The organism is Streptomyces sp. SLBN-8D4 (assembly GCF_049739545.1).
Classification (GTDB): domain Bacteria; phylum Actinomycetota; class Actinomycetes; order Streptomycetales; family Streptomycetaceae; genus Streptomyces; species Streptomyces canus_C.
This window is the reverse complement of record NZ_JBMGQC010000001.1, coordinates 7,347,602-7,360,189: the sequence shown is the minus strand read 5'-3', so window position 1 is coordinate 7,360,189 and position 12,588 is coordinate 7,347,602. Positions and strand designations below refer to the sequence as shown.

At 68.1% G+C, this 12,588-nt stretch carries 10 protein-coding genes; 8 read left to right on the top strand and 2 right to left on the bottom strand.

Features of this window, described 5'->3' with window-relative positions:
- The first annotated feature begins 5 nt into the window (after positions 1-5).
- Positions 6-656: an MBL fold metallo-hydrolase gene (locus tag RKD20_RS33430; protein ID WP_424880956.1), complete on the top strand. Its 651-nt coding sequence runs from the start codon at positions 6-8 to the stop codon at positions 654-656.
- 389 nt (positions 657-1,045) lie between these two features.
- On the opposite strand, the gene RKD20_RS33425 is transcribed toward RKD20_RS33430, so the two are convergent.
- Positions 1,046-2,032 carry a phosphotransferase family protein gene (locus RKD20_RS33425; protein ID WP_424880955.1) on the bottom strand — a complete coding sequence of 329 codons (987 nt, stop codon included), beginning with the start codon at positions 2,030-2,032 and terminating at the stop codon, positions 1,046-1,048.
- Positions 2,033-2,794: 762 nt separating this feature from the next.
- On the opposite strand from RKD20_RS33425, the gene RKD20_RS33420 reads away from it, so the two are divergent.
- From RKD20_RS33420 to RKD20_RS33390, 7 genes are all read left to right on the top strand, one after another.
- Positions 2,795-3,775, top strand: coding sequence for an ABC transporter permease (locus RKD20_RS33420; RefSeq protein ID WP_351694936.1), 981 nt, complete (start codon positions 2,795-2,797; stop codon positions 3,773-3,775).
- Between the two features lie 55 nt (positions 3,776-3,830).
- Positions 3,831-4,790, top strand: a complete 960-nt coding sequence (locus RKD20_RS33415; protein WP_424880954.1) for an ABC transporter permease — start codon at positions 3,831-3,833, stop codon at positions 4,788-4,790.
- 5 nt (positions 4,791-4,795) lie between these two features.
- Complete coding sequence (locus RKD20_RS33410) at positions 4,796-6,922, top strand: dipeptide ABC transporter ATP-binding protein (RefSeq protein WP_424883381.1); 2,127 nt, start codon at positions 4,796-4,798, stop codon at positions 6,920-6,922.
- Positions 6,923-6,983: 61 nt separating this feature from the next.
- On the top strand, positions 6,984-8,675 hold the full coding sequence (locus tag RKD20_RS33405) for an ABC transporter family substrate-binding protein (protein ID WP_424880953.1): 1,692 nt from the start codon (positions 6,984-6,986) through the stop codon (positions 8,673-8,675).
- A gap of 782 nt (positions 8,676-9,457) precedes the next feature.
- Entirely contained in the window at positions 9,458-10,342 is an 885-nt protein-coding gene (locus RKD20_RS33400; RefSeq protein WP_424880952.1) for an ABC transporter substrate-binding protein, read from the top strand.
- Positions 10,339-11,229, top strand: coding sequence for an amino acid ABC transporter permease (locus RKD20_RS33395; RefSeq protein WP_424880951.1), 891 nt, complete (start codon positions 10,339-10,341; stop codon positions 11,227-11,229). The genes RKD20_RS33400 and RKD20_RS33395 overlap by 4 nt, the downstream gene beginning before the upstream one ends.
- On the top strand, positions 11,226-11,984 hold the full coding sequence (locus tag RKD20_RS33390; RefSeq protein WP_424880950.1) for an amino acid ABC transporter ATP-binding protein: 759 nt from the start codon (positions 11,226-11,228) through the stop codon (positions 11,982-11,984). Before RKD20_RS33395 ends, RKD20_RS33390 begins: the two co-directional genes overlap by 4 nt.
- 45 nt (positions 11,985-12,029) lie before the next feature.
- Here the strand turns inward: RKD20_RS33390 and aroQ are convergent, their stop codons facing one another.
- Positions 12,030-12,503, bottom strand: a complete 474-nt coding sequence (gene aroQ / locus RKD20_RS33385; RefSeq protein WP_007381264.1) for a type II 3-dehydroquinate dehydratase — start codon at positions 12,501-12,503, stop codon at positions 12,030-12,032.
- Between the last annotated feature and the right edge of the window lie 85 nt (positions 12,504-12,588).

The following is a 12,588-nucleotide window of genomic DNA, read 5'->3' as shown; positions in this document are numbered from 1 at the left end:
CCGCCATGACGTACAGCGGACAGGTGACGGTCGGCGGGCCCGCCGACGTGCACGAGCTCAAGGACCTGATGATCACCAAGATCGCGGTCGGCCCGATGAACAACAACGCCTATCTGCTGCGCTGCCGGGCCACCGACGAGCAACTGCTGATCGACGCCGCCAACGAGGCGGACACCCTGCTGGGCATGATCGGTGACGACGGCATCGCGTCGGTCGTCACCACCCATCAGCACGGCGACCACTGGCAGGCGCTCGCGGCGGTCGTCGCGGCCACGCGCGCGCGTACGTACGCCGGCCGGGACGACGCCGACGGCATCCCCGTCCCCACCGACGTGCCGGTCGACGACGGCGACGTCATCCGCGTGGGGCACGTCGAGCTGACCGCGCGCCACCTGGTCGGTCACACCCCCGGCTCGATCGCCCTCGTCTACGACGACCCGCACGGGCATCCCCATGTGTTCACCGGGGACTGCCTGTTCCCCGGGGGGCCTGGTCGGACAACACGTCCCGAGGACTTCGAGTCGTTGATGGCGGGCCTGGAAGCGAAGGTCTTCGTGCTCCCGGACGAGACCTGGATCTACCCGGGCCACGGCAACGACACCACACTCGGCGCCGAGCGGCCTCATCTCGGCGAGTGGCACGAGCGGGGCTGGTAGGTCGGCGGCATCGCCGCCCTGGTGGCACTTGGGGACAGCCGCGTCTCCGGCAGTCGGCCGGAGCCGGCGACCACCGCACCGAGACGGTCGGGTGAAGAGTCCCGTACCCGCCGAGATGGCCGCCTGGACAGCTGCGTCGGCACCCGCCGCTGCAGCTGCGGGCAGGGCGGGCGTGACGATGCGTGCGATTCGACGCATGATCCTGCGGCCCGGTGCGCGTCTCCATCCACGCCCTGATTGACGGTCAGGGTGTTGCCTCCGCCCGTGGCGAGATTGCTGTTGGGGCGTCCCCTTGGACGACGACGCCGCCACGGTAGTTGTCACCGAAGTTGTTCGCCGTCACCGCCTGAGTCGTCCAACCGACCTGGCGCACAAGTGGTCCGGGAACATCAGCCCAGGTCGGCCAGAACGGCGGCCACTGCGTCGTAGGTGTTCTTCACCCCAGCGGCGTTGCCCAGCCGGTGGCGCTCCAGACGAACGGCACCAAGGTGCCGGACCTCGTAGACCAGCGAACGCCATACCGCGGCGGGAGAGCCGTCCCGCTCCCCGTACGCCTCCCAGAACGCCACACGCTCGTCCTGCTTCGCCGTCGCCATGCGGATCGTCCAGTCCGCGGCCGGGTCGCCCCACCAGGTGCGGTCCATGTCGAGCACCCCGGTGATCGTCGGCTCCGCGGCCCCGGCGTCGAGCATCACGTTGACCGTCCACAGGTCCCCGGTCAGCAGCCCCGGTTCGGTGACCCCGTCGAGCACGGCACGGTCGTGCGCGGCCACCGCGGCGACCTTCCGTACGTCGGCCGCGTCCAGGCCGGCACCGTCCAGGTCGGCGGCGATCTTTTCCAGCGACGTGATCACCGCCTCGCTCCACGTCCCGTGCCCCGGGCCGCCGACGGGCCCGAAGTGCGGTCCCCTCACGTCGTGCACGGAGCGGGCGATCACGCCCATCTGCCGGAAGAACACCGGCCACGCCGTGCGCGGATACGTCCCCAGGTGCTCCGGAGCCGGGACGCCGTCCAGGTGGGTCTGGATCATCCAGTCCCGGCCGATCACCTCGTGCGACCAGTCCACGGCGAGGACCTGCGGCATCAGCGGCGCGATCACCGCCAGCCACGGCACGCTGCCGTACTCGTTGCGCATCAGGTGGCGCTCACTGTGCAACTGGCGGCCCTCTTCCGGCGCGACCCGCAGGATCACCGGCCGATCCCGTCCGGCCAGGTTCACGCGGTACACGTTGTTGTACATCCCCGTGCCCAGCTCGACGGCGGACACCGGCGTGGCGGCGTCCCCGAACGCCCGTCGGCAGACGTTCCCGATTTCCTCGGCGCTCACCGACTGCTGGAACGCCTGCGGAATGCGCTCAATCGACCGGAATTCCATGGGGCTCCCTTGATCTCGTGGCGGGCGCGGCCGGGCGGATGTCAGCGCCGACGGCGGCGGCTTTGCGACTCGGCGGCGTGATCCACGAGTATCAACATGCCGCTTGACCTGCATGGATGACGCTACCGGCAGGCGCAGCGTCCCGCGCGTGCTCGGCGTCGACGCCTCGAAGCGGGTGATCACCTGGGGCGCCCTGGCACTCGGAGGGCTGGCCGGGGGCCTGCCGGGTCAAGCGCTTGGCGTCCACGCCGCGATCCTGCTTGGTCGCGGTGGGCTTCGTCCTGGTGCCGCGCGGACCGCTGCCCACACGTCCGTGGCGTACGCAGGAGCTTGAGGACATCGCACCCGCACGGTGAAGGGTGGTGTAGGGATACCCCTCCGGCGGATCCGCATCAGCCCTTTTTCACCGCGCGCTATCCGCTGTCAATGAGGGATAACCCGCGCTTGAGGTCAGATTTCCGCAAAGTAGATCACGGGTTCATCAAGACTAGCGACGCTCATTGACGCCGCCATAAATGAGTTGCGAAAGTCCACCCAACCGCCCAACCCCCCAAGTCCCCCTGGGGCCTGCGGAGTCCGGGTCAGGACGCATACGAACACAAAGGCGGGTCGTTCCAGGGTTGTTTCAGGAACGAAAATTCTGCGCGCAGTCCGCACGGGGCTGACCGGCGTAATTGCTGTGCATTTATTCATGAGATTGCCTGGAAGTCATCGCTCGAACCCGTAACGCCTGGGTGAGGGCCACACAAGAGAGCTGAGCACGTGGGCCGATTCATGTTGCGCCGTTTCGTCAACTACCTGGCGCTGGTCATCATCGCGGCCTCCCTCACGTACGCCCTCGCGGCGATCAGTCTCAACCCGAGAGCCAACTTCGAGGGCCGCAACCCGAAGCCCTCGGCCGCTTCGGTGACGTCCACGCTCAACGACTACAACCTCAACCCCGACAAGCCCCTCCTGGTCCGCTTCGGCCACTGGGCGAACGGCGTGGCGCACGGCGATCTCGGGCGTACCGTCACCGGCGGTCAGGTCAATGACGAGTTCGGCCGCCGGGTCGGCGTGAGCACCCGACTGCTGCTCATCTCGACGCTGCTGGGCTCCGTGGGCGGAGTCATGGTCGGCGCGTGGGGAGCCATCAGGCAATACCGGGCATCGGACCGAATCTCGACCCTGGCGTCATTCGGCGTGCTCGCCATGCCGGTGTTCGTGATCGCCGTAACGCTGAAGCTCTGGGCCATCGACCTCAACGACGCGGCGGGACACAAGGTCATCGAGTACACCGGGGAGTACGACCCCGGGTTGAGCGGCACGGGCGATATCCTCCTGAGCCGGCTTCAGCATCTGCTGCTGCCCAGCCTGACTCTGATCATCATCCAGGTAGCCCTGTACAGCCGCTACCAGCGCAGTTCAATGCTCGACGTGCTGGGCAGCGACTTCCTGCGCACGGCCCGCGCCAAGGGTCTGAGCCGACGGGCCGCCCTGATGAAGCACGGTCTGCGCACCGCGGTCCTGCCGGTCGTGCCGCTTCTCGTCTACAACGTCGTCCTTCTCTTCACCGGCGCCACCTTCACCGAGAAGATCTTCGGCTGGCACGGTATGGGCGAGTGGCTGATCAACTCGATCAGCACCAATGACGTGAACGCCACCGCCGCCGTCGGCCTGTTCACCGCCGTGATCGTCCTGATCGCGGGCCTGTTGTCCGACCTGCTGTACGCGGCTCTCGATCCGCGCGTACGGGTGAGCTGAACTCCTCTCGCCCCCGTCGAGCCCGCCCTGATCCCGCGCCCAGAGGAAAGCCCCCATGGCCGTCCAGACTCCTTCCGCACAACCCGCAGCACCCGTCGCCGTCACAGCGCAGCCGGCCCCTCGACGCAGAAGCCGGACCCGACTCACCGCCATCCGTTTCGCGCGCAACCGCACAGCGCTCTTCGGACTGCTGATGCTCGCCCTGCTGTTCCTGATGGCCTATGTGGCCCCGCTGTTCTACAAGTGGAGCTATACGGACCTGGACTTCAACGCCTTCCAGCAGCCGCCGTCGGCCAGCCACTGGTTCGGCACCGACCAGACCGGCTCCGACCTGTTCGCGCTGACCGCCAGAGGCATGCAGAAGTCCCTGGTCATCGGTCTTCTCACCGGCGTGATCTGTACCGTTGTGGCAGCGGCCGTCGGGGCGAGCGCGGGCTACTTCGGCGGCTGGACGGACCGCGGCCTGATGTGGGTGGTGGACCTGCTGCTGGTGATGCCCAACTTCCTTATCATCGCGGTGCTTTCGCCCCTGTTCCAGGGGACGACCTGGCTGGTCTTCGTGGTGCTGCTGGCTGCGTTCAGCTGGATGATCACCGGCCGGGTGGTACGCAGCATGACGCTGACGCTGAAGGACCGTGAATTCGTCAAGGCCGCGAAGTACATGGGCGTACCGGCCCCGGTGATCATCTTCCGGCACATCCTGCCGTCGATGGCCTCGATGCTGATCATCGACGGAACCATCCAGGTGGGTACCGCGATCATCGGCGAGACCAGCCTGTCGTACTTCGGATTCGGTGTGCAGGCGCCCGATGTGTCGCTCGGCACGGTGATTGCCACTGGCACTCCGGCCGCCCCCTCCTTTCCGTGGCTGTTCTACTTCCCGGCCGGCTGCCTCGTTCTGATCTGCCTGTCCATCGCCTTCATCGGCGACGGGCTGCGCGACGCCCTCGACCCCAACTCCAGCCGCGCCAAGGCCAGGAAGAACCGCAAGTCCCCGGAAGGACCCACGACGTGACCGCCATTCTGAGCAGCCGCGAGCCGACCGCAGAACCGGAGCTCGCCCCCGCTCTGGAAGTCACCGACCTGCATGTCACCTTCCCGAGCGAGGCCGGTGATGTCCGCGCGGTGCGCGGTGTCTCCTTCTCGGTGCGGCCGGGCGAGGTACTGGGCATCGTCGGCGAGTCGGGATCGGGCAAGTCGGTGTCGTCCATGGCGGTTCTTGGCCTGCTGCCCGAGACGGCCGCGGTGAGCGGCTCCGTAAAGCTCCACGGGAACGAGCTGCTGGGCCTGGACGACCGGTCGATGACCCGGATCCGCGGCAAGGACATCGCCATGGTCTTCCAGGACCCGCTGTCCGCGCTGACCCCCGTGTACACGGTGGGCGACCAGATAATCGAGGCCCTCCGGATCCACCAGGACCTGGACAAGGACGCGGCCCGCAAGCGCACCATCGAACTGCTCGACATGGTCGGCATTCCCGACCCCGCCCGCCGGGTGGACGCCTTCCCGCACGAGTTCTCCGGCGGCATGCGGCAACGCGCGGTGATCGCGATGGCCATTGCCAACGACCCCAAAGTGATCATCGCCGACGAGCCGACCACCGCTCTGGACGTCACCATCCAGGCGCAGATCCTGGATGTCCTCAAGACCGCTCAGGAGGTCACCGGCGCCGCCATCGTCGTGATCACCCACGACCTCGGGGTGGTGGCCGGATTCGCCGACCGGGTCCAGGTGATGTACGCGGGCCGACCGGTCGAGACCGGTTCGGTGGACGAGGTCTACTACACGCCGCGCATGCCCTACACCATCGGCCTGCTGGGCTCGATCCCCCGGCTCGATGACGACCGGCAGCACGTCCTCACTCCCATCGACGGCAACCCGCCCTCGCTGCACGACCTGCCGCTCGGCTGCCCTTTCCAGACACGTTGCCCCATCGCCGTGGACCGCTGCCGCGAGGCCGAGCCGGAGCTGCTCGCGACGGAGGCCGACGCGGCGGACAACAGCAGCCACTTCACCGCCTGCCACCGCAGCCACGAAATGGCCGAGGGCGGCTCCCTGGTCCCCGCCGAGGTCTACCCGGTACCGGAGCCGCCGCAGACGACGGCAGTGGCTCAGGTGCCCCGGGAGGAACGGGCGACGGTTCTGGAGATCGACGGCCTGGTCAAGCACTTCCCGCTGATGAAGGGCGCGGTGTTCAAGCGGCAGGTCGGCACCGTCCGGGCGGTGGACGGCATCGGCTTCGACATCCGCGAGGGCGAAACCCTGGGACTGGTCGGGGAGTCCGGCTGCGGCAAGACCACCACCCTTCTGGAGATCCTGGACCTGCCCAGCGGGCAGGCCGGGACGGTCACCGTGTTCGGCAGGGACATCCGGGGCCTCAAGGGCAGTGACCGCAAGGCACTGCGCCGCGACCTGCAAGTGGTCTTCCAGGACCCCTTGGCCGCTCTGGACGCCCGGATGCCGGTCGGTGACATCATCGCCGAACCGCTGACGACGCACGGCTGGGCCAAGAACCGGATCGCCGCCCGCGTACCCGAACTGCTGCGCCAAGTGGGACTCGATCCCGAACACGCAGAACGTTTCCCGGCGGAGTTCTCCGGCGGCCAACGGCAGCGCATCAGCATCGCCCGCGCGCTGGCGCTGGAACCCAAGCTGGTGATCCTCGACGAGCCGGTCTCGGCGCTGGACGTCTCCATCCAGGCCGGCGTGCTCAATCTGCTGGACGAACTCAAGGCCCGGCTCGGGCTGAGCTATCTCTTCGTCGCCCACGACCTGACCGTCGTACGGCACATCGCCGACCGGATCGCCGTGATGTACCTCGGGCGGATCGTCGAACTGGGCAGCGCCGAGTCGATCTTCGAAGCTCCCTCCCACCCCTACACACAGGCCCTGCTGTCGGCCGTGCCGCTGCCCGACCCGCACAAGGAGCGGCAGCGCAAGCGGATCCTGCTCACCGGCGATCTGCCGAGCCCGGCGGACGTACCGAGCGGCTGCCGGTTCCGCAACCGCTGCCCCAAGTTCACCGCTCTCGACGAGGCGGCCCGCACCCGCTGCCGCGACGAGGACCCGGCCCTGCACGACCTCACCGACAACCGTCCCGGCCACAGCGCCGCCTGCCACTACGCGGCGGCCGCCGCGGTGCTGTAGGCGCAACGCCCCTGCTTCTCGCCGTCCCTGTCCCACTCTGCACCGTATGAGGAGAGCACCCTTGAAGAGAACCCGTACGTCCCTTGCGCTGGTCACCCTGGTCACCACCGGCGCACTGACCCTGACCGCGTGCGGCGGAGGCGACACCAAGGACGACAGCAAGAAGACCTCAGTCCCCGAGTCCACCGCGAACAACATCGCCGCGACGGACCGGACCAAGCTGAAGCAGGGCGGCACCCTCAACTGGCCGCTGGGCGAGATCGCGGAGAACTTCAACTACAACGAGATCGACGGCACGCTCGCCGACGGCTACGACGTCGAGCGCGCCCTGATGCCGATCATCATGAAGTCGGACGCCACCGGCGTCGTGAGCCCCGACCCCGACTACGTGACCTCGGCCACCGTGGACGAGAGTTCCGGCAAGCAGGTTGTCACCTACGAGATCAACCCGAAGGCCAAGTGGTCCGACGGCACAGCGCTCTCGTACAAGGACTTCTTGTCCCAGTGGACCGCCCTGAACGGGAAGAACACCAAGTACAAGATCTCCTCCAGTACCGGCTACGACCTGATCAAGAGCGTCGCCAAGGGCAAGAGCGACCAGGAGGTGATCGTCACCTTCACCAGCTCCTTCGGCGACTGGAAGAGTCTGTTCAGCCCGCTCTACCCGGCCTCGGTCACCAGCACCCCGGACGGCTTCAACAACGGTTACCTGGGCAAGATCCCGGTCACCGCGGGCCCCTTCAAGTTCGGCAGCATCGACAAGACCGCGAAGACCCTGACCGTTGTCCGCGACAGCACCTGGTGGGGCGACAAGGCGATCCTCGACAAGATCATCTATCGTGCGCTGGACTCCGACGCCACCGCCGGAGCCTTCGCCAACGGCGAGGTCGACTTCTTCGACGTCGGCCCGGACCCGGCCGCCTACAAGGAGGCCAAGGCCGTCAAGGGCGCCTCCATCCGTGAGGCCGCAGGCCCGAACTACCGTCACCTCACCATCAACGGCACCCAGGGCGCCCTCAAGGACGTCGCCGTGCGGCAGGCCGTCACCCAGGCACTCAGCCGTGACGCCATCGCCAAGTCCGACCTCCAGGGCCTGGGCTGGACACCGACGCCGCTGAACAACCACTTCTACGTCACCAACCAGAAGGGCTACAAGGACAACGCCGGCGAGTACGGAACGTACAACCCGGCCAAGTCCAAGGCCTCGCTGGAAGCGGCAGGCTGGAAGCTCGACGGCGAGTACCGTAAGAAGAACGGCAAGACGCTCGAACTCAACCTCGTCATCCCAGCCGCCGTCAGCGTCTCGGCCAACGAGGGCAAGCTGATGCAGCCGATGCTCAAGGCCGTGGGCATCAAGCTGAACATCAAGTCCGTGCCGCTCCAGAACTTCTTCGACAAGTACGTCACCCCGGGCAACTTCGACCTGACTGTCTTCTCCTGGATCGGGACCCCCTTCCCGACCTCGTCGACCCAGTCGATCTACGCCAAGCCCGTGGGCTCCGACATCCAGCAGAACTACACCGGTGTGGGCAGCGACGAGCTCGACGCCGCCATGAAGAAGGCCTCCGCCGACCTCGACCCGGCCCAGGCCATCACCGACACCAACGCCGCCGACACCCTGATCTGGAAGCAGGCCAACCTGCTCCCGCTCTACCAGCGCCCCGACATCAAGGCCGTCAAGAGCACCCTGGTCAACCTCGGCGCCTACGGCTTCGCGGACCCGCGCTACCAGGACATCGGCTTCACCCGGTAAGGGAGTGTCCGTGGGCGGAGGGTCCGAGGAATTCCGGGAAGCCTCGGGAGCGTGACGCCCGTGGCTCCGGGTAGCCGGCGGGTCGCGAGCACCCGGTGGGGTGTGATGGAGCTGCACTCCACCGAGGACAGTGCGAGCCTGCCTGGGATCCCGAGGCCTCCAGCCAGACGGGAGACCTACCGGCAACTGCCGCAGCCTCACGGCGCCGGCCTCCTTGTCGTTCTCGATGTACTCGGCGCCGATCTCCCAGACGTTGTCTGCAGCGAAGGCTCGGGGGGCGTCCATCTGTCGGTCGACACCGCGCTTCAGGTCACGGGGGTCCTCGCTCATACGGGCGTACAAGAACGCCACGGTGCGGGCGGGGCAGGGTTGGCGGTCACATTTGTTGTGTTGCCCGGTGACCTTTGGTGTTCCCGGGAGGCGTGGGCAACACCCGCAAGTCGACCGCAACTTCCGGAGGGGCACGCACGGGGGTGGTGAACTCCGGGGCGCGCGCCCCGCACACACCCCTGCGCGCGCACCCCGTGTGAACTCTTCGCACACTCCGGTGTCACGCACGCGCTCCCGGCGCACTTGGTTGCGCAGTCAACTGGGAGCAGCCCCGCACAGGACGACGGCTCCTGCGCGGTACGGGCCGCCGGTCTTTCATCCCCGCCCTCGACCGGCGGCCCCGGCCCGCTTGTCCGGAAACTGTTCACAGAAACGCAACACCCGTTCCCAATATGCGGACGATTGCCGTCGTGACCTCGACAAACGGGACAGTGGACTGTCACTCTCCCGCCATGCACCCTGCCCCTCGCGCCCTGCGCCGCGCCGCCGCCGCGGCATCCATAGCCCTGCTCGCCACCGCCGTCGGCTGTGCTCCGCAGCCGGAGGACGACGCGAACGCCAAGGCCTCGGGGTCGACCGGAACCACCTGCGCCAAGGGCGAGTTGGCCACCAAGACCTCCGGCAAGCTGACCGTCGCGACCGACGAGCCCGCCTACGAGCCGTGGTTCAAGGACGACAAGCCCGCGAGCGGCAAGGGCTTCGAGTCGGCCGTCGCGTACGCCGTGGCGAAGCAGCTCGGTTACGACAAGAACGCCGTGGTCTGGCAGAGCGTTCCCTTCAACAAGGCCTTCGCACCAGGTGAGAAGACCTTCGACTTCGACATCAACCAGGTGTCGATCAGCGCCGAGCGCAAGAAGGCCGTGGACTTCTCGTCCGGCTACTACGACGTGCGCCAGGCCGTCATCGCGCTCAAGGGCACGAAGGCGTCCAAGGCGACGAGCATCGCGGACCTTAAGGGCCTCAAGCTGGGCGCCCAGGTCGGCACGACGAGCCTGAACTACATCGAGGACGTGGTGAAGCCAACCCACGAGGCCGCCGCGTACGCCAAGAACGACCAGGCCAAGTCCGCGCTCCAGAACCGCCAGGTGGACGCCATCGTCGTCGACCTGCCGACCGCCTTCTACATCACCGCGGCAGAGGTGACGGACGGCACGATCGTCGGGCAGTTCGAGAACCAGGGCGGTACGCCGGAGCAGTTCGGGCTCGTTCTCGACAAGGGCAGCGCGCTCACCTCCTGCGTGACCGGTGCCGTGGACGCCCTGCGCAAGGACGGCACGCTCGCCAAGCTGGAGCAGGAGTGGCTGTCGGACGCCGTCGACGCCCCGGTGCTCAAGTGACGCTCACGAAGGACGAGGCCGGCCAGGAGAGCGCGGGCGACTCGTACACGCCCTCGCAGCGGCGGATCGAGCGGGAGCGCCTCAAGCGCACCCGCGCCCGCCGCGCGACGGCGATCGCCGCGGTCTCGACTCTGGTCACCGCCGTCGTCCTCTACCTGGTCGTCGTCAACGCGCCCGGCTGGCCGCGCACCAAGGAGACGTTCTTCAGCGGGCAGTACGCGCGCGAGGCGTTCCCGAAGGTCCTCGAAGGGCTGTGGCTGAACGTCCGGCTGCTGCTGGTCTGCGGTGCCGCCGTGCTGGTGCTCGGCATGCTGATCGCCATCGCGCGCACGCTGCGCGGCCCGGTGTTCTTCCCGCTGCGCTTCCTGGCCGCCGCCTACACGGACTTCTTCCGCGGGCTTCCGCTCATCATCAACCTCATGATCGTCGTCCTGGGCGTCCCGGCCCTGCGGCTCCAGGGCGTGACGGTCGACCCGGTGTGGCTGGGCGGTACGGCGCTCACGCTGACGTATTCGGCGTACGTGGCCGAGGTGTTCCGCGCCGGCATCGAGTCCGTGCATCCCTCACAGCGCGCCGCGGCCCGTTCGCTCGGGCTCTCCAACCGGCAGGCGCTGCGGTACGTGGTGCTCCCGCAGGCGGTGCGCCGCCAGGTGCCGCCCCTGCTGAACGACCTGGTGTCCCTCCAGAAGGACACCGGTCTGGTGTCGATCGGGGGCGCGATCGACGCCGTACGGGCCGCCGACATCATCGTCGGCCGGAGCCTCAACTACACGCCGTACATCGTCGCGGGCCTGGTGTTCGTGGCGCTGACCATCCCGATGACCCGCTTCACGGACTGGGTGACGGCACGGATGGACCGCCGGCGGGCCCAGGGAGGAATCGCATGAGCGACGCAGACGGACCGGTGCTGCGGATGGAGTCCGTCCGCAAGACCTTCGGCGGTTCGGTCGTGCTGCGGGACGTCGACCTGGAGGTCGCCCCGCACACGGTGACCGCGTTGATCGGGGCCTCCGGCTCCGGCAAGTCGACGCTGTTGCGCTGCGCCAACCTCCTGGAGGAGATCGACGACGGCGCCATCTGGCTGGACGGCGAGGAGATCACCGATCCGCGCGCGGACCAGGACGCGGTACGGCGCCGTATCGGCGTGGTTTTCCAGGCGTACAACCTCTTCCCGCACATGACGGTGCTGGAGAACATCACGCTGGCCCCGCGCCGGGTGCACGGAGTGGCCCGCGCGGAGGCCGAGGAGCACGCCCGCGAGCTCCTGGAACGGCTCGGGCTCGGCGGGAAGGCGGGCGAGTACCCCGACCGGCTCAGCGGCGGTCAGCAGCAGCGGGTGGCGATCGTGCGGGCCCTCGCCGTGCGCCCCCGGCTGCTGCTGCTCGACGAGATCACCGCGGCCCTCGACCCCGAGCTGGTGGGCGAGGTCCTGAACGTCGTGCGCGACCTGAAGGCCGACGGGATGACCATGATGCTGGCCACGCACGAGATGGGCTTCGCTCGCGAGGTCGCCGACCAGGTGTGTTTCCTGGACTCGGGTGTGGTCCTGGAGCGCGGGACCGCCGAGCAGATCTTCGGCGACCCGCGGCAGGAGCGCACCCAGCGCTTCCTGAAGCGGATCGTGGAGGCGGGACGGCTGTAGGGAGCGGTACGTGTGGTAAGGACCGCCCGTCCAGGACATCGGTCCTTACACGTCGGCCTGGGCAGGACCTGCCAGCGCCGCGACGCGCTCCACGCCGAACACGTACCCCTGCACACCGCAGCCCGCGATGACCCCGTCCGCGCGCAGCGAGACGTAGGAGTGGTGCCGGAAGGACTCGCGCCGGTGGATGTTGGAGATGTGCACCTCCAGTACCGGCAGCCCGTCACAGGTGTTGAGTGCGTCCAGGATCGCGACCGAGGTGTGCGAGTAGGCACCGGGGTTGATGACGATCCCGCAGTGGTTCAGCCGGGCCTCGTGGATCCAGTCGACCAGCTCGCCCTCGTGGTTGGACTGCCGGAAGTCCACCGTGCCGCCGTGCGCGGCCGCCGCCTTCGCGCACAGGGCCTCGACGTCGGCGAGGGTGTCCTTGCCGTAGATCTCCGGCTGCCGCTGACCCAGCAGGTTCAGGTTGGGACCGTTGAGGATCATGATCGGGGCGTTGGCGAGGGTGCGGGGCACGGTTCCTCCGGTCGGTGAAGACGGGCTGCTCGGACCCGGTTTATCACGGTGCGCCGAGCGCGGCGCGGCCCATACCCTCCGGGCC

What these genes read in the sequence shown, in the direction of transcription:
- RKD20_RS33430 (WP_424880956.1), top strand. Translation starts at nt 6, where the DNA reads ATGACGTACAGCGGACAGGTGACGGTCGGCGGGCCCGCCGACGTGCAC.
- RKD20_RS33425 (WP_424880955.1), bottom strand. Translation starts at nt 2,032, where the DNA reads ATGGAATTCCGGTCGATTGAGCGCATTCCGCAGGCGTTCCAGCAGTCG.
- RKD20_RS33415 (WP_424880954.1), top strand. Translation starts at nt 3,831, where the DNA reads ATGGCCGTCCAGACTCCTTCCGCACAACCCGCAGCACCCGTCGCCGTC.
- RKD20_RS33400 (WP_424880952.1), top strand. Translation starts at nt 9,458, where the DNA reads ATGCACCCTGCCCCTCGCGCCCTGCGCCGCGCCGCCGCCGCGGCATCC.
- RKD20_RS33390 (WP_424880950.1), top strand. Translation starts at nt 11,226, where the DNA reads ATGAGCGACGCAGACGGACCGGTGCTGCGGATGGAGTCCGTCCGCAAG.